Here is a 16347-nt window from a genome sequence, read left to right on the forward strand (position 1 = left end):
GTCCTCGGCGGCGTGCTCGGCGCACTCCTCGCCGGTCGGGCCGCGGACGCCGAGGCGGCCGGGGCGACTCTGACGGCGGAGGACCTCGCCCCCGTGGCCGCCGCGGCCGCCGTCCTGCACGCGGAGGCCGGACGGAGCGCCTCCGCCGGCGGCCCGATCGCCGCGCTCGACATCGCGGAGCACCTGCCCGGAGTGGTCGCCGCACTCCTGCGCTGACACGCCCGTCGGACGAGCGCTGAACCGAACCGGGACCGCCGCCGTTGTCCTGGAGGAAGCGACGCCCGCGGCCCGGCTCACCGGCTCCGCACCGCCGCCTCATCGGGTGCTCGAAGCGAGCACCTCTACCGTCGGATCCGCCGCGTCCGCCTTGACCAGGAGAACAGACATGACCGCGAAGACCACGACTCCCGCCCGCTACGCCCTGACCCTCCTCGCCGGCGCCGGCACCCTCGCCGCGCTCGCCGCCTGCTCCAGCACCACCACGACCGGGAGCGACGCCGCCGACGCGGCGATCACCACCGCTCCGAGCACCGCCACCAGCTCCGCCCCCGAGGCCACCGGCGCCGCGTCCTCCGCCGCGAGCGGCAGCAGCTACGCCGACGGCACCTACGAGGCCGAGGGCGCCTACACCTCGCCCGGAGGGAACGAGAAGGTGGGCGTCTCGCTGACCCTCGCCGACGGCGTCGTCACCGACGTGACCGTGACCCCGGAGTCGGAGAACCCCACCGGCCAGCAGTACCAGTCGCGCTTCGCGGGCGGCATCGCGGGCGAGGTCGTCGGCAAGCAGCTCGACGAGCTGAAGGTCTCCAAGGTGTCGGGGTCCTCCCTCACCTCCGGCGGCTTCAACGACGCCGTCGAGACCATCAAGGCCGATGCCACGGCCTGACGCCCCGACGGTCCTCGGCCACGCGTGGCGGTTCGACGCGATCGGCACCGGCTGGCAGATCGACACCGCCGAGCCGCTCGGGCCCTCCCACCGCTCGCGGGTCGAGGCGCGCATCGCGGAGTACGACCGCACCTGGTCGCGGTTCCGTGACGACTCCGCCGTCTCGCAGCTGCGGGCCGGAGGCGAGCACGTCTTCCCCGACGAGGCGGTCGACCTCTTCGCACTGTACGACGTGCTCGACGAGCTGACCGGCGGGGCGGTCACCCCCTTCGTCGGCGGCTCTCTCGAGCAGCTCGGCTACGACTCCGCGTACACCCTCGTCCCGCGCGGACCCGCCGTCCCCGCTCCCTCCTGGGCCGCCGCCCGACGCGGGGCGGCGGGACTGCGGGTCGAGCCCGGGACCGTCGTCGACGTCGGCGCCGCGGGCAAGGGCCAGCTCGTCGACCTCGTCCTCGAGGAGCTCGACGGAGTCGGGCCCGCCGTCGTCGACGCGAGCGGCGACCTCCGGGGCATCGGAGCCGGACCCGTCCGGGTCGGCCTCGAGCACCCGTGGGACCCGAGCAGCGCACTGGGAGTGGCGGTGCCCGGCGACCGCGCGCTCTGCGGCTCGGCGAGCAACCGCCGCGCCTGGGGCAGCGGCCTCCACCACGTCCTCGACGGGCGGACCGGAGCTCCGGTCGAGAGCATCGTCGCCGCCTGGGCGGTGGCCGACACGGCCCTCGTCGCCGACGGGCTCGCGACCGCGCTGTTCGTCTGTCCGTCCGAGGCCCTCGCCGAGCGCTTCGACTTCGAGTTCGTCCGCGTCCGCAGCGACGGCACCCTCCACTACTCGCCTTCCTTCCCCGGAGAGGTCTTCCGATGATCGGCACCTTCGACCGCGCCCTCGGCCGCGTCACCACCTACCGGCTGGTCTGGATGACGCTCGCCGCGCTCCTGCTCGTCGCCGTCGGCTACGCCGCAGCCGGCCTGATCTTCTCGACGCCGCTCGAGATCCTCGGCACGACGCTCGTCGCCGTCGCCTCGACGGCCCTGGTCAGCGCGGTCCTCGCGCGGCTGTTCCGCAGCCGCGCGCACCTGGAGTCCTCGCTCGTCACCGGTCTGCTGATCGCCTGCCTGCTCTTCCCGACGGCCGATCCCCGCGGGCTCGCCGTGATCGCGCTCGTCGGCGCGATCGCCGCCGCGTCCAAGTACGTCCTGGCCTGGCGGGGCCGCCACCTCTTCAACCCGGCCGCGGTCGCCGTACTGATCATCGGCTTCACCGGGCTCAACGCCGGAGCCTGGTGGATCGCCAGTGGCGCGATCTGGCCGTTCGTCGTCGTGGGTTCCCTCCTGATCGTCGCGCGGGTCCGCCGCTGGGCCGTCTTCGCCGTCTTCGTCGTCGTCGCCGGCGGGGTGTCCGTGCAGCAGGCGGTGCAGAACGGCCAGGACCTCGGCGCCGCGGCGGCTCTGGTCCTCACGGCCTACCCCTTCGTCTTCGCCGGCGCCTTCATGCTGACGGAGCCGCTCACGCTCGCGCCGCGCCGCTCGCAGCAGCTGATCATCGCGGTCGTCGCAGCGCTCGTGGCGAGCGTCCCCTTCCACATCGGCGTCGTCTCCGCCACTCCGGAGCTGGGCCTCGTGGTCGGCAACGCCCTCGCGTTCGCCTTCGCGTTCCGCCAGCGTCGGCGGCACACGCTCGAGCTCGCCTCGACCCGCGTGCTGGCGCCGGGCATCGCGGAGTACCGCTTCCGCTCCCGCTCGCCGCTGACCTTCGAGCCGGGCCAGTGGCTCGAGCTCGACCTGCCGCACCGCGCCGACAGCCGGGGCAGCCGGCGCACCTTCTCGGTCTCCTCCGCTCCGTCCGACGGCGAGATCGCGATCGCCCTGCGGATGCCGGAGAAGGCGAGCAGCTTCAAGCGCGCCCTCGCCGCTCTGGAGCCCGGCGACTCGCTTCGGGCGACGAGCGTCGGCGGTGACTTCGTCCTGCCTGCCGATCCCGCCGTGCCGCTGCTGCTGGTGGCGGGCGGTATCGGGATCACCCCGTTCGCCAGTCAGCTCCGCTCGCTCGCGGACGGTCCGCGGCGCGACGTCGTCGTCGTGGTCGCCGCGCCGAGCCTCGCCGAGGTCGCGTACCGCGACCTGCTGCAGGAGTCGGGGGCCCGGGTCGTGCTCTGCTCGAAGGAGGCGCCGACCGACCTGCCCGCACGGTGGTCGCACGTCACAGGCCGACTGACCGCCGAGCTGCTCGCGGACGCGGTGCCGGACGCCGGCCGCCGCGTGGGCTACGTCTCCGGGTCGCCGTCGTTCGTCGACTCGGTCCGCGGCGCCCTGCGCGGTGCCGGGGCGAAGCGGATCCGCACCGACGCGTTCGCCGGCTACTGAGTTCATCGGGTCGTGACGCCGGCTGCTGACGCCCGGCGGCGACCGACGCCGCCGGGGGACCGATGCCCGGCGGGAGCGGCGCTCTCAGGCGGGCTCAGGTGCTGCCAGGGTCCCGTTCAGCGGCCCCTCTACAATGACGCGGTGCCGTCCTCCCCTCCTCGAGCGTCCTCCCGCCCCCTCGCCCGGCTGCGCGAGAACCGCGACTCCGTCGCCGTGCTCTGGGGCGCCTTCGCGCTGGTGCACGTGGTGCTCTCCCTCCTGGCGCTGTTCGCTCCGGGTCTGCCGATGGGCGACGTCAGCATCGTCTACAAGGAGTGGATGAGGACCGCCGTCGAGGGCGGCGGCATCGCCGGGATCGACACGGGCTGGGTCTACCCGATCCTCGCCTGGGGCCCGATCGCCGCCTCCTGGCTCTTCGGCTCGGCGGGCTACGACCTGATGTGGCTCGTCCTCGTCGCGCTCGCCGATGCCGCCGCCTTCGCCCTGCTGCTGCGCGGTCGGTCGGCACCGCGCCTCGCCGCGGCGCGCTGGTGGCTGCTGTTCCTCGTCCTCCTCGGGCCGATCGCGATCGGCCGCATCGACGCCTTCACTGCGCCGCCGGCCATCGCCGGGATGCTCTGGGCGGCGACCCGTCCGGGCGTCGCGGCGCTGCTGCTGACCGTGGCCACCTGGATCAAGGTGTGGCCGGCCGCGATCCTCGCCGCTGCCGTGCTGGTCCTGCGCGGACGGCTGCGGATGATCCTCGTCCCCGCGGTCGCCTCCGTGATCATCGTGCTCGCGGTCGTCCTCGTCGGCGGCGGGGACCAGGTCTTCAGCTTCGTCACCGATCAGACCGATCGGGGCCTCCAGATCGAGGCCGTCGTGAGCACTCCCTGGATGTGGCTGTCGGTCCTCCCGGGATCGGGGAGCTACGTCTACTACGCCGCCGACATCAACACCTTCGAGATGCACGGGCCCGGCACCGAGTTCGCGGCGAGCCTGATGACCCCGCTGCTGGCTCTGGCCATGCTCGGCGTGGCCCTGCTGGGTGCCCGTGCTCTCGCCCGCCGGGCGGACCCCGCCAGGCTGTTCCCGCTGCTCGCGCTGACCTTCGTGGTCGTGTTCATCGACACCAACAAGGTGCTCTCGCCGCAGTACATCGTCTGGCTCGCGCCGCCGGTGATCGCCGGGCTGATCGCGTGCCGCGACGGCGCGTTCGACCGGCCCGCGAAGCTGACCCTCGTCACTGCGGCTCTGACCCAGGTGGTCTACCCGTACCTCTACCTCTTCCTCCTCTGGTCGCACTGGTGGATGGTGCTCGTGCTGACCGTGCGGAACATCCTCCTCGTGGTGCTGCTCGGCTGGCTGCTGCGCGAGCTGTGGAGGATGGGGACGGCGCGGGTCGTCGCACCCGGCGCCACGACTTCCGCGTCGTCGCTGACCGGCGAGACCCGCCTGGCGCCCCAGGGCTCGTAGGCTCGGAGGGCGCGGGGCCGGCACGCGGTGCGCGCAGTCAAGGAGGCTCCCATGCTCGTCGCATTCTCGGTCGCACCGTCCGGGGGCGAGGCGCCCGACGCGTCCGTCCACGACGCCGTCGCCGCCGCCGTCCGCATCGTCCGCGAGAGCGGCCTGCCGTCGCGGACGACCTCGATGTTCACCGAGATCGAGGGGGAGTGGGACGAGGTCTTCGACGTCGTCAAGCGCGCGACTGAGGCCGTCGGAGCGTTCGGGACGCGCGTGTCGCTCGTCCTGAAGGCGGACATCCGCCCCGGCTACTCGGGCGAGATCGACGGCAAGATCGCCCGGCTAAACGACGCGCTGGGGGAGTAGCGGGTCCGCGCCGAGACCTCTCGTGTCCGGGCTTTCTCGAATCGATTCGACATCCGCCCGATCTTGAGTAGCCTTGACCGGTGACGCTCTCGCCCGCTCGGACCCGCCTCGCCCTGCTCGCCCTCGCGATGGGGGGCTTCGGCATCGGCTCGACCGAGTTCGTCGCCATGGGGCTCCTCCCGCAGCTCGCCGCCGACCTCCTCCCCGGGGTCTGGGCCGCGAGCCAGGAGCAGGCCGTCTCGCAGGCCGGGATGCTGATCTCGGCCTACGCACTCGGCGTCGTGGTCGGCGCCCCCACCATCGCCGCCGCAGCGGCGCGCTGGCCGCGCAAGAGGCTCCTCCTGACCCTCCTCGTCGCCTTCACCGTCGGGACGATCGGCTCGGCGCTGCTCCCGAGCTTCCCGCTCGTCCTCGCCGCGCGCTTCGTCGCCGCCCTCCCGCACGGCGCCTACTTCGGCATCGCCTCCCTGGTCGCCGCCGACCTGATGGGTCCCGGCAAGCGCGGCAAGGGAGTCGCGTTCGTGCTCTCCGGGCTCACGATCGCGAACGTCGTCGGCGTGCCCGCGATCACCTGGGTCGGGCAGATCGCCGGCTGGCGCACCGCCTACCTCGTGGTCGCGGTGCTCTTCGCGCTGACCGTCGTGGCCGTCCAGCTTCTGGTGCCCGCGCAGCCCGGGAATCCGGCGGCGACCGTCCGCAACGAGCTGCGGGCGTTCGGGCGCCTGCAGGTCTGGATGACCCTGCTCGTCGGCGCCATCGGCTTCGGCGGACTCTTCGCGATGTACAGCTACATCTCGCCGCTCGCGACCGAGGTGACGGGGCTGCCGCTCGGCGCGGTCCCGTGGATCCTGGTCGTCATCGGCCTCGGGATGACCGTCGGCAACCTCGTCGGCGGGTGGGCCGCCGACCGCGACGTGCGGCGGGCGCTGGTGGTGTTCTTCGCCGGCGTCGGCGTCTCGCTGATCGGGCTCGCGCTGTCGGCCTCGTCGGTCGTCGGGCTGGTGGTGTTCGCGTTCCTCTCGGCGGGCTTCTCGGCGGCCGCGTCGCCCGCGATCCAGACCCGGCTGATGGACGTGGCGCGCGACAGCCAGACGATCGCGGCCGCGCTCAACCACTCCGCCCTCAACATCGGCAACTCGGTGGGTGCCGCGCTCGGCGGCCTGACGATCGCCGCCGGACTGGGCTACCTGTCGCCCATCTGGGTCGGCGTGGGCCTGACCGCGGCCGGAATCGTGCTCGCCCTCGGCAGTATCGCGATCGACCGCGCCCGAGGCACGGTCTACCCGGTCCACCGCGAGCCCGCCCAGCCGGGCACCGGCGGCATCCCGGTCGACGCGCTGTAAGCAGAGCGCGGCCCGGGCCTCTGGAAGACTCTCGGCATGCGCGCCGTGAGCTACTCGTCCTTCTCCGCCCTCCCCGCGATCGTCGAGGTCCCGGAGCCCGTCTGCCCCGTCGACGGCGTCGTCGTCCGCGTCGCGGCGACCGGGGTGTGCCGGAGCGACTGGCACGCGTGGAAGGGGCACGACGACTCGGTCGTCCTGCCGCAGATCCCCGGGCACGAGTTCGCCGGGACGGTGATCGCGACGGGAGCCCAGGTGTCGCTCTTCGCGGTCGGCGACCGGGTCACGGCGCCGTTCGTGTTCGCCTGCGGCGACTGCGAGCAGTGCCGGGAGGGGGCGACGCAGGTGTGCCTCCGGCAGCAGCAGCCGGGATTCACCCTCGACGGGTCGTTCGCCGAGGCGGTGGCCGTGCCGGGTGCGGACCTGAACCTGGTGCGCCTGCCCGACTCCGTCGGCTTCGTCGAGGCGGCCGGTCTCGGCTGCCGCTTCGGGACCGCGTACCACGCCCTGCACGAGCGCGGCCGGGTCGCCCCGGGGGAGTGGGTCGCGGTGCTGGGCTGCGGCGGAGTCGGCCTCTCCGCGGTGATCGTCGCGCTCGCGGCCGGGGCCCGTGTGGTGGCGTCGGACGTCTCCGCCTCGGCGCGGGAGGCCGCAGCCGCGCTCGGGGCGGTGACCGTTCCCGGAGGGGAGGGTGCCGCCGAGGCGATCCGGGCGGCGACCGAAGGAGGTGCGCATCTGGCGGTCGACTCCGTCGGCAGCAGGGTCACCGCGGAGGCGTCGATCGCCGCCCTGCGTCCGCGCGGCCGGCACGTGCAGGTGGGTCTGCTGCTCGGGCCCGACGCCGCACCGGCGATCCCGCTCGGCCGGGTCATCGCCCAGGAGCTGGAGCTGCTGGGCAGCCACGGCATCGCCCGGAGCGGCTACACGGCCCTCCTCGACGACATCGTCGCCGGCCGTCTGCGCCCCGCCGACTCCGTCGGCCGCACCATCGCCTTCGAGGACCTGCCCGGCGCCCTCGCCGCGATGGACGCCCCCGCCGCGACGCCCGGCATGACGGTCGCCGTCCTGGCCCCCTGACGCGGGCCCGCAGGAGCACTCGCAGTCCCGGTCCGGTGGGTCTCGATGCCCAGCGTCCCGCGGCATCTCGACCAGCATCGACCCGTTGTGCGTGTCTGGCGGGTCTCGATACGCCGCGTCCCGCGGCGACTCGACCGGCACGACTCAGGCACGCCCGCCCTGCTCGACTGCAGGAGCAGGTGGCCGCCGCTCGACGAGGTAGAGCCCGCCGACAGTGATCCGCGTGCCAGCGGATCGATGCCGGGCGACGCACCTCGCTCTGCGGAACGCACCACGTCGTGAAGCCGACCGCGCCGTGGTGGGCGGGGACCGCCGCGCCCTCGCGGAGCCCGCCGACAGCGATCCGCGTGCCGGCGGATCGATGCCGGGCGACGCACCTCGCTCTGCGGAACGCACCACGTCGTGAAGCCGACCGCGCCGTGGCGGGCGGGGACCGCCGCGCCCTCGTGGAGCCCGCCGACAGCGATCCGCGTGCCGGCGGATCGATGCCGGGCGACGCACCTCGCTCCGCGGAACGCACCACGTCGTGAAGCCGACCGCGCCGCGGCGGGCGGGGACCGCCGCGCCTTTCGTGGAGCCCGTCGACAGCGATCCGCGTGCCAGCGGATCGATGCCGGGCGACGCACCCCGCTCTGCGGAACGCGCCACGTCGTGAAGCCGACCGCGCCGCGGCGGGCGGGGACCGCCGCGCCCTCGTGGAGCCCGCCGACAGCGATCCGCGTGCCAGCGGATCGATGCCGGGCGACGCACCTCGCTCCGCGGAACGCACCACGTCGTGAAGCCGACCGCGCCGTGGCGGGCAGGGACCGCCACGGAAGAGGACTCAGTCCGTCTCGATGAGGATCCCGTCGTGGATGGCGCGCTTGCGGAGCGCCACCTTCGTGCCGACGTCGATGCCGACGACGCGGTACTTCTCGCGGATCCGCTTGAGGTACGACTTCGCCGTCTCCTCCGAGATGCCCAGCTCGAACGCGACCGACTTCACCGGCTCGCCGCCGCCGTAGAGAGCCATCACGCGGCGCTCCTGCGCGCTGAGCTTCGGCGCTCCGTCGGAGTCGCCGGTGGAGAGCGCCATGTCGAGCTCGTGCGAGATGTAGGAGTGGCCGTCCTTGGCCGCGCGGATCGCCTCGACGATCATGTCCGCGTCCTCGGTCTTCACGAGGTAGCCGAGGGCTCCGGAGGCGAGTGCCTCGCGGACCACGGCGGGCTCGGAGTAGGTGCTCATCAGCACGGTCTTCACCCCGGTGGTCTTGAGGGTCGAGAGCTTCACCGAGATCGGGATGTTGTCCTTGAGGTCGAGGTCGAGGAGCACGACGTCGACGGGGAACTCGGGGTGCGTGAGCAGCTCGGGCCAGGAGGCGACCGCGGCCACCAGCTGGATGTCGGAGGCGGCTCCGCGGATCCACTCCGTGAGCGCTCCGAGGAGCATCTTGTGGTCGTCCACGACCGCGAGAGTGATCTTCGCGTCAGCGGTGGGTGTCATCGGTGTCCTTCGGTCGGCGGTCGTCGGCGGTCTCTCGGCGGCTGCTCACCGGTCGGCGGGATTCTCGACCAGGCAGTCGATCTCGATCCGGAGCTCCCCGTCGCGCGAGGTGTCGCGGAAGACGCCGACCTGAGCGATAGCCTCCCACGTCGCAGGATCGACGCCGCGCAAGGGCGCGCCTGAGGAGCGGAGCGTGATCGGCACGAGCAGTCCTCGGGCGGCCGTCCCGGCTCCGGGATCGCGGGGGCTGCCCGACTCGACGTGGAGGACCACGGCGAGCCCGGTCGCGCTGTCGGCGGTCAGCCAGATCGCCGAGAGGAGCCCGTCGCGCTGCTGGTGCCCGAGGAGCCCGGCGGTGCCGTCCGGGTCGTCGAGCTCGACGAGCGGCGCGAGCAGCTCGGACTCGAGCACGGCGTGGTGCAGCCAGGTCTCGCGCCGCCCCTCGATGAGGTGGAGGCGGAGCTGGGTGGCGAGCGAGGTCGCATGGGCGGCGCGCTGGGCGTCGAGGGGCAGGCGGACCGAGCCGTCGCCCACCTCGGCGAGGAGGCGCTCGGCGGCGAGGTCGAGCCGTGCGAGCTCTTCCGAGGCGAGCATCCCGACCGCATAGCGCGGGCCGAGCGTGGTGCTCTGCACGAGGGCGCGGTCGATCTCGAGCTGGACCATCCGGCGGAATCCGCGCATCATCACGACCACGACGACGGCCGGCGCGATCGTCACCACGAGGGCGCTGATGCGCACCGAGAGCGCGCCCGCGCCGCCCGACTCCATCGAGAGGAACGCGATCACCTCGGCGATCGCGACGAGGGCGCTCACCGCGAGGATCTCGATCCCGCGCCGGTGGACGATCAGCGCGGCGTGCGCGACGGCGCCCGCGACCGCGGCGGTGGGGACGGTGCGGGCCGCGCCGGAGTGGGTCACGGCCACCAGGTCGAGCACGACGGCGGCTCCGAGGGCGACGAGGAAGCAGAGGTAGACCGGGAGCGGCAGGCGGCGTCCGCCGAGGTGGATCGCGAGGACGGTGGATCCGAAGGCCAGGACGACGAGGACCCAGGCGATCGCCGCGGGTGCGAGGTCGCTGTAGCGGGCGGAGGTCGAGAGGAAGATCAGCAGCTCGTAGGCGAGGATCGCGGCGGCGATGCCGTTGAGGCCGCTGCCGAGGTAGTTGGTGCCGAGCCCCTCCTGCTGGCGACGGACCGAGCGGGCGGACCGGGAGGAGCGGCCGTGCGTCGCGGGCACGCGTCCCAGCAGCGGGGCCCGCGACTCCGGTGCGGGGCTCACTTCGGGACCTCCAGCACCACGGTCGTCCCCGATCCGGGGGCGCTGAACAGCCTGGTGCGGCCGCCGACGTCGCCGAGCCGGGCGATCACCGACTCCTTGAAGCCGAGCTTCGTGTCGGGGACGGTCGCGATGTCGAAGCCCGCGCCCGCGTCCGTGACCATCGCGCGGACGGTCGTCTCGTCCTCGGTGATCGTCACGTCGGCCGAGGCGACGCCGGAGTGGCGGCGCACGTTCTCGAGGCACTCCGCCAGGGCGAGGACGAAGGAGTCGAGGGCCGCGCCGGTGAGCGCCACCTGGCCGGAGCCGTGCCAGATCACGTCGAGCCCCATCCGGCCGAAGCGGTTGCGGACGGTCTCGAGGGTGTTGGCCGCGGGGGCGGAGGTGACGCTGGTCAGCTGGTAGGAGCCGGACGCGCTCGGGGTGGGGGTCCCGCCGAGCCGGAGCTGGCGCAGGAGCTGCGCGTCCTGCGCCGCCTGCTGCCGGAGCGCGTCGACCGACACTCCGCGGCCCGAGTGCGCGAGGAGCGTGAGGGTGGCCAGCACCGTGTCGTGCAGGAGCCGCGCGCCCTGCCGGCGCTGCGCCTCCGTCTCGCTGGCGAGGCGCTCCACGCGGTGGGCGTTGCCGATGCTGTCGATCCGCCGCACCACCCGCGGGACCGCTGTGCTGATCCAGAGGGCGAAGCCGCAGAGCGTGCCCCAGGGCAGCAGGCTCTGGACGACCACGGTGGGGATCATGGTGCCGCTCGAGACGAGCACCGACGGGATCAGGCTCGGGAGGAGCACCGGCAGCAGCAGGAGCAGACGGCGCGCGGACGTCGTCACGACCACGGCGATGCTCGCGGTCACGGCGTTCGCGGTGTTGACCAGGACGAACCCGGCGAAGTCGGCGCCCGGAGCGAGCCCCAGCGCGAGGCCCCAGCCCAGCAGCAGGCCGCCGACGGCGACCGCGATCACGCGGCTGCGGCGCCCCGTCCGGGCGAGCTCGACGTGGGCGGCCATCATGCCCAGGAGCAGCGCGACGGCGAACGGCACGGCGGCGGGCTGGAGCGTCCCGGGGATGAGGGCCATGCCGAGCGCCCCCGCTTCCGTGAGCAGGCCGATCCCGCAGGCGGAGTGGCGCAGCAGCCGATCGCGCTCGCGGGCGCTGCGGATCATCGGCACGCTCTGGCCCCCTCCGGTCGTGGCGCGGGGCTGGCCCCCGTCTCACGATAGCCACTGCCCGGGCCGGTCGGCGCGGTTCGGGGCGTCGAACCGCGCCGGGGTCGGGCGGGTCAGGCCGTCGCGGGATGCGCCAGCAGCCGGGCGAGGTGCGCGCCGACCGCGTCGTCCTCGATGAGGAACCCGTCGTGGCCGAACGTCGAGGTGATCACCGCGACCTCTCCGCCGTCGAGAGCGCCGGGAGCGTGCGCCGCGATGATCCGCTGGCCCTCGACCGGGAAGAGCCGGTCGCTGTCGATGCCGAGGACGAGGGTCGGGCTGGTGATCCGGGAGAGGGCGGCCGCCTCGCCGCCCCGGCCGCGGCCGACGTCGTGCGAGTTCATCGCCTCGACCAGCGTGATGTAGCTGTTCGCGTCGAAGCGGCGCGTGAACTTGTTGCCGTGGAAGTCGAGGTACGACTCCACGGCGAAGCGGCCGCCGCCGCCGAGCGGGCTGAGCCCCGACTGCCAGCTGCGCTCGAAGCGGTCGTTGAGCTCGGAGGGGCTGCGGTAGTTGAGCAGTGCCATCCGGCGGGCGAGCGCGAGGCCGTGGTACGGGCCCTGGCCGTCGCCCGCGTCGTAGTAGGAGCCGCCCGCGAAGGCCGCGTCGTTGCGGATCGCCTCGAGCTGCACGAAGTTGAGGGCGATCTGGTCGGCCGTGGCCCGCGGGGGAGCTGCGAGGACCGCGAGGCGCGCGACCCGCTCCGCGTGGTCGATCCCCCACTCCAGCGCCTGCATCCCGCCCATCGAGCCGCCGATGACGGTGTGCCAGCGCTCGACGCCGAGCAGGTCGCTGAACTGCACCTGCGCCCGCACCTGGTCGCGGATGCTCGTGTACGGGAACCGTGCGCCCCACTCGTGGCCGTCCGGGGCGAGGGACGCGGGCCCGGTGGAGCCCTGGCACCCGCCGAGCATGTTCGGGGCGACCACGAAGAAGCGGTCGGTGTCGATCACGAGGCCGGGGCCGACGAGTCCCGACCACCATCCGTCCGTCGCGTGGCCGGGATCGCCGCGGCCGAGCAGGTGGGAGTCGCCGGTCAGCGCGTGCAGGACGAGGACGGCGTTGTCGCGGCGCTCGTTCAGAGCGCCCCAGCTCTCGTAGGCGATGCGGGCGTGGGGGAGGCGGCCGCCCGCCTCGAAGTCGAACGGGCCGAGGTCGACGAAGCGGCGTCCGCCCGGGTGGTCGCCGTCGCGCCAGGCCCCGGTGGCGGGCGGCTTGCCGATGACCGAGAGGAGCTGGCGCTCGGTGACGAACGCCGACGGGACCGTGTCCTCGAGTGTCTGCTGCCAGTCCATAGCGCTGTCCATCGTGTCAGAGCGCCGCGAGGCGGAGCCGTTTGTTACGCCCTGCTCCCGCGCTCCTCCGCCCGCGCGCGGAGCGCCCCGACGTGGTCCCCGAGGACGGGGACCCCGTCAGGGCGCCGAGGGGTCTCAGGCGTTCGCGCGGGAGGCCTCGACGACGGCGCGCGCTGCGCGGAGGGCCTGGTCGAGGTCGGCGCGGAGGTCGTAGACGTTCTCGAGTCCCACCGACAGGCGCACCAGGCCCGGAGTGACGCCGGCGGTCAGCTGCTGCTCGGGCGAGAGCTGCGAGTGCGTGGTCGACGCGGGGTGGATGACGAGCGAGCGGACGTCGCCGATGTTGGCCAGGTGCGAGAACAGCTCCAGCGAGTCGACGAAGGCCCGGCCGGCGTCCACTCCGCCCTTCAGCTCGAACGAGAGCACCGCGCCCACGCCCTTCGGCGCGTAGCGGTTGGCCGCGGCGTACCAGGGCGAGGTGGGCAGGCCCGAGTAGTTCACCGAGGCGATGTCGGAGTGGTTCTCGAGGTACTCCGCGATCTCCTGCGCGTTCTGCACGTGGCGCTCGATCCGGAGCGAGAGGGTCTCGATGCCCTGGATGAGCTGCCAGGCGCTCGCCGGGGCGATCGAGGCGCCGAGGTCGCGCAGCAGCTGCACGCGGGCCTTGATGATGTAGGCGAGGGAGTCGCCGACCGCGTCGGTGTAGACGGCGCCGTGGTAGGACTCGTCCGGCGTGGTGAGGCCGGGGAAGCGCTCGGCGTTCGCGGTCCACGAGAAGCGGCCGCCGTCGACGATCGCTCCGCCGATGACCGTGCCGTGGCCGCCGAGGAACTTCGTCGCCGAGTGCACGATGATGTCCGCGCCGTGCTCGAAGGGGCGGATCAGGTAGGGCGTCGCGATGGTGTTGTCCACGATCAGGGGCACGCCGGCGTCGTGCGCGACATCGGCCACGGTGCGGATGTCGAGGATGTTGATCTTGGGGTTGCCGACGGTCTCGGCGAAGAACAGCTTCGTGTTCGGGCGGACGGCGCGGCGCCACTCCTCGCGGTCGTCCTGGTTCTCGACGAAGGTCGTCTCGATGCCGAGCTTGGCGAGGGTGTACTTGAAGAGGTTGTAGGTGCCGCCGTAGATCGAGGACGACGAGACGATGTGGTCGCCGGCCTCGGCGATGTTCAGCACGGCCGCGGTCTCGGCGGCCTGGCCCGAGGCGAGCAGCAGGGCGCCGGAGCCGCCCTCGAGGGCGGTGAGCCGCTCCTCCACGACGGCCTGCGTGGGGTTCTGGATGCGGGTGTAGATGTTCCCGAACTCGGCCAGCGCGAACAGGTTCTGGGCGTGCTCCGCGTTGTCGAAGACGTAGGAGGTGGTCTGGTAGATCGGCGTCGCGCGGGCCTTGGTCACCGGGTCCGGGGCGGCGCCCGAGTGGATCTGCTTGGTCTCGAACTGCCACTTCTCGGAGTCGGTCATGGTGCTTCCCATCGGATCGTCGGGGTCGGGGACGGGGCCGTTCTCCGTCGCGACGAGCGTACGCGGGGGGCCCGCCGGGCGGCCAGGACCGCCGACACACGGGGTAACGGCCGTCAGCGCCGCTCGGGCTGCCGGTCGCGCTTGGCGCCCGTGGGGTCGGCGCGGTCCGGGCGCCGGGGCCTCTCGTCGGCCGCCGGGGCGAAGAGCCAGGCCGCGCGGGGCTCGACCAGCCGGTGGAAGACGGTGCGGGTCCAGCCCAGTGAGAGCGCGACCGAGACCGCGATGCAGAACACGATCATCAGCACGAGGGCGAGCGTGCTCTCCGTCCGCGAGAGGATCCCGGACTCCCGCAGCGGATAGAGGACGAAGCTGTGGAGGAGGTAGACGTACATCGTCGACTGCCCCCAGGCGGTGAGCGGGGTGCGGCGGCGCGGAACCAGCGCGAAGAGCGCGAGCGAGAGCACGACCGCTCCGGCCATCAGGGCCAGCCGCACCAGCCCGGCCCACCACTGAGTCTCGCCGAGGGCGTCGTAGGGACGGTCGTAGAAGAACCAGTAGCGCAGGTCCGCCGCTCGGAACGCCTCGATGTTGACGGTCATGACGACCGCCGTGACCGCGAAGAGGACGACGGCGAGGATCCGGGCGAGGAGCACCCGCGACGGCGGCTGATCGAGCCAGCGGTCGACGGCGGAGCGGCCGCCGGGGGCGAAGCCGCGCAGGCGCCAGCCGAACACGAAGAACGGCAGGATCCCGATCGCGCGCGCGAGCGAGAAGGTCGAGTCGATGTTGTCGTAGTAGCTGACCCCGACCGCGAGCACCACGCTGATCAGCAGCGGCCAGCGCAGCAGCGCCAGGTAGGGGAGGACGAGGCGGAAGATGCCCAGCGCGAGCAGGAACCACAGCGTCCAGCTCGGCTTCGTCGGGTTGAACTCCTGCTTCCCCTCGACCAGGAACTGCACCAGGGTCCAGATCGTCTCCATGATCAGGTAGGGCAGGAGAATGTCGGTCAGCACCCGCCGCATCGCGCGCCCGCTCGGGGCGCCGCTCTTGGAGAAGTAGCCCGAGATGATCGCGAACGCCGGCATGTGGAAGGCGTAGATCGTCAGGTAGACGATGAGCGAGGTGTCGGAGTTGGCCGTCAGCCTCTGGACGCCGTGCCCGATCACGACGAGGGTCACGCAGACGAAGCGCGCGTTGTCCCAGAGGGGAACGCGGCGCTTCGGGGTGACGGCTGTCCCGGCGGTCGCGGGAACCGGGTCGGCGGTCGGCACGCGGCCAGACTAGCGTTGGGCTGCGACGACGGAGTCGAGGGTGTCCGAGGCTTGACGGAAGGGGACGGGCGTGGATCGACGCGTTGTCGTGACAGGAGCGAGTTCAGGGATCGGGGCGGCCGCGGTCCGCCTGTTCCGCGAGCACGGCTGGGAGGTCGTCGCCGTCGCGCGCCGGCGCGACCGGCTGGAGGCGCTCGCCGCCGAGACCGGCGCCGGGTACTTCGCCGCCGACCTCACCGACGCCGCCCAGGTCGACGCTCTGCGCGACCACCTCGCCTCCTCCGGGCCCGTGCACGCGCTCGTGAACAACGCGGGCGGTGCGCTCGGACTCGACTCGGTCGAGAGGTCCGACCCCGAGGACTGGCGCCGCATGTTCGAGATCAACGTGCTCTCGGTGAAGCTCGTGACCAGCGCGCTGCTCCCGCTGCTGCGCGCCGGGATCCGGGGGAGCGGCACCTCCGCGGACATCGTGACGGTCACCTCGATCGCCGGCCACGTCGCCTACGAGGGCGGAGGCGGGTACAACGCCGCCAAGCACGCCGCGCACGCGCTGGTCGCCGTGCTGCGGCTCGAGCTGGCCGGCGAGCCGATCCGCGTGATCGAGATCGCGCCGGGGATGGTGCACACGGACGAGTTCTCGCTGGTCCGCTTCGGCGGCGACCGGGAGCGCGCCGACGCGGTCTACGCCGAGGTCCCCGACCCGCTCGTCGCGGAGGACGTCGCCGCTGCGATCGTCTCCTCGGTGGAGCTCCCCGCCCACGTCAACCTCGACCTGGTGACCATCAAGCCGGTCGCGCAGGCGGCCCCGCACAAGGTCGCGAAGGGACCCCTGGCCCCGCGCGCCTGACCGATGTGACGCGGAGGCCCGCGACGGCCTAGCCTGTCCC

General features: G+C 73.2%; 14 protein-coding genes and 1 pseudogene. 9 read left to right on the forward strand and 6 right to left on the reverse strand.

Annotated features, from left to right (window positions below):
• The 8 genes and pseudogenes from C5C82_RS17415 to C5C82_RS02390 form a co-directional block, all read left to right on the forward strand.
• A pseudogene (locus C5C82_RS17415) lies at nucleotides 1–216 on the forward strand (bifunctional ADP-dependent (S)-NAD(P)H-hydrate dehydratase/NAD(P)H-hydrate epimerase); the annotation flags it as partial.
• 169 nt (nucleotides 217–385) lie between these two features.
• A complete protein-coding gene (locus tag C5C82_RS02360) occupies nucleotides 386–886 on the forward strand; it encodes an FMN-binding protein (RefSeq protein WP_104354552.1) in 501 nt (166 codons plus the stop codon).
• A complete protein-coding gene (locus C5C82_RS02365) occupies nucleotides 873–1748 on the forward strand; it encodes an FAD:protein FMN transferase (RefSeq protein WP_104354553.1) in 876 nt (291 codons plus the stop codon). Before C5C82_RS02360 ends, C5C82_RS02365 begins: the two co-directional genes overlap by 14 nt.
• Nucleotides 1745–3247: an oxidoreductase gene (locus C5C82_RS02370; RefSeq protein WP_104232782.1), complete on the forward strand. Its 1503-nt coding sequence runs from the start codon at nucleotides 1745–1747 to the stop codon at nucleotides 3245–3247. The genes C5C82_RS02365 and C5C82_RS02370 overlap by 4 nt, the downstream gene beginning before the upstream one ends.
• A 141-nt stretch (nucleotides 3248–3388) precedes the next feature.
• The gene (locus C5C82_RS02375) at nucleotides 3389–4702 is read left to right on the forward strand and encodes a glycosyltransferase 87 family protein (RefSeq protein ID WP_104225503.1); all 1314 of its coding nucleotides are present in this window, start codon (nucleotides 3389–3391) and stop codon (nucleotides 4700–4702) included.
• Nucleotides 4703–4753: 51 nt separating this feature from the next.
• Nucleotides 4754–5056: a thiamine-binding protein gene (locus C5C82_RS02380; protein ID WP_104224449.1), complete on the forward strand. Its 303-nt coding sequence runs from the start codon at nucleotides 4754–4756 to the stop codon at nucleotides 5054–5056.
• 128 nt (nucleotides 5057–5184) lie between these two features.
• A complete protein-coding gene (locus tag C5C82_RS02385; protein WP_104354574.1) occupies nucleotides 5185–6399 on the forward strand; it encodes an MFS transporter in 1215 nt (404 codons plus the stop codon).
• Between the two features lie 36 nt (nucleotides 6400–6435).
• On the forward strand, nucleotides 6436–7473 hold the full coding sequence (locus C5C82_RS02390; RefSeq protein ID WP_104354554.1) for an alcohol dehydrogenase catalytic domain-containing protein: 1038 nt from the start codon (nucleotides 6436–6438) through the stop codon (nucleotides 7471–7473).
• 823 nt (nucleotides 7474–8296) lie between these two features.
• Here the strand turns inward: C5C82_RS02390 and C5C82_RS02395 are convergent.
• From C5C82_RS02395 to C5C82_RS02420, 6 genes are all read right to left on the reverse strand, one after another.
• Nucleotides 8297–8956 (reverse strand): response regulator, encoded by a 660-nt coding sequence (locus tag C5C82_RS02395; RefSeq protein ID WP_104224447.1) that lies wholly within the window; start codon nucleotides 8954–8956, stop codon nucleotides 8297–8299.
• 45 nt (nucleotides 8957–9001) lie between these two features.
• Complete coding sequence (locus tag C5C82_RS02400) at nucleotides 9002–10234, reverse strand: hypothetical protein (RefSeq protein WP_104354555.1); 1233 nt, start codon at nucleotides 10232–10234, stop codon at nucleotides 9002–9004.
• On the reverse strand, nucleotides 10231–11388 hold the full coding sequence (locus C5C82_RS02405) for a sensor histidine kinase (protein ID WP_104266794.1): 1158 nt from the start codon (nucleotides 11386–11388) through the stop codon (nucleotides 10231–10233). The genes C5C82_RS02400 and C5C82_RS02405 overlap by 4 nt, the downstream gene beginning before the upstream one ends.
• 116 nt (nucleotides 11389–11504) lie before the next feature.
• Nucleotides 11505–12725, reverse strand: a complete 1221-nt coding sequence (locus C5C82_RS02410; protein WP_104224444.1) for a homoserine O-acetyltransferase — start codon at nucleotides 12723–12725, stop codon at nucleotides 11505–11507.
• A gap of 135 nt (nucleotides 12726–12860) precedes the next feature.
• A complete protein-coding gene (locus tag C5C82_RS02415) occupies nucleotides 12861–14189 on the reverse strand; it encodes a bifunctional o-acetylhomoserine/o-acetylserine sulfhydrylase (RefSeq protein ID WP_104354556.1) in 1329 nt (442 codons plus the stop codon).
• A gap of 113 nt (nucleotides 14190–14302) precedes the next feature.
• A complete protein-coding gene (locus C5C82_RS02420) occupies nucleotides 14303–15460 on the reverse strand; it encodes an acyltransferase family protein (protein ID WP_104354557.1) in 1158 nt (385 codons plus the stop codon).
• A 70-nt stretch (nucleotides 15461–15530) separates the two neighbouring features.
• On the opposite strand from C5C82_RS02420, the gene C5C82_RS02425 reads away from it, so the two are divergent.
• Nucleotides 15531–16307 carry an SDR family NAD(P)-dependent oxidoreductase gene (locus C5C82_RS02425; RefSeq protein ID WP_258062822.1) on the forward strand — a complete coding sequence of 259 codons (777 nt, stop codon included), beginning with the start codon at nucleotides 15531–15533 and terminating at the stop codon, nucleotides 16305–16307.
• Nucleotides 16308–16347: the final 40 nt, after the last annotated feature.

Source organism: Rathayibacter sp. AY1D5 (genome assembly GCF_002932515.1).
Taxonomy (GTDB): Bacteria; Actinomycetota; Actinomycetes; order Actinomycetales; family Microbacteriaceae; genus Rathayibacter.

Excerpts from the sequence above, each read along its gene's own strand:
- C5C82_RS02360 (WP_104354552.1), top strand. The coding sequence starts at position 386 with ATGACCGCGAAGACCACGACTCCCGCCCGCTACGCCCTGACCCTCCTC.
- C5C82_RS02365 (WP_104354553.1), top strand. The coding sequence starts at position 873 with ATGCCACGGCCTGACGCCCCGACGGTCCTCGGCCACGCGTGGCGGTTC.
- C5C82_RS02370 (WP_104232782.1), top strand. The coding sequence starts at position 1,745 with ATGATCGGCACCTTCGACCGCGCCCTCGGCCGCGTCACCACCTACCGG.
- C5C82_RS02380 (WP_104224449.1), top strand. The coding sequence starts at position 4,754 with ATGCTCGTCGCATTCTCGGTCGCACCGTCCGGGGGCGAGGCGCCCGAC.
- C5C82_RS02385 (WP_104354574.1), top strand. The coding sequence starts at position 5,185 with ATGGGGGGCTTCGGCATCGGCTCGACCGAGTTCGTCGCCATGGGGCTC.
- C5C82_RS02390 (WP_104354554.1), top strand. The coding sequence starts at position 6,436 with ATGCGCGCCGTGAGCTACTCGTCCTTCTCCGCCCTCCCCGCGATCGTC.
- C5C82_RS02395 (WP_104224447.1), bottom strand. The coding sequence starts at position 8,956 with ATGACACCCACCGCTGACGCGAAGATCACTCTCGCGGTCGTGGACGAC.
- C5C82_RS02405 (WP_104266794.1), bottom strand. The coding sequence starts at position 11,388 with ATGATCCGCAGCGCCCGCGAGCGCGATCGGCTGCTGCGCCACTCCGCC.
- C5C82_RS02410 (WP_104224444.1), bottom strand. The coding sequence starts at position 12,725 with ATGGACTGGCAGCAGACACTCGAGGACACGGTCCCGTCGGCGTTCGTC.
- C5C82_RS02415 (WP_104354556.1), bottom strand. The coding sequence starts at position 14,189 with ATGACCGACTCCGAGAAGTGGCAGTTCGAGACCAAGCAGATCCACTCG.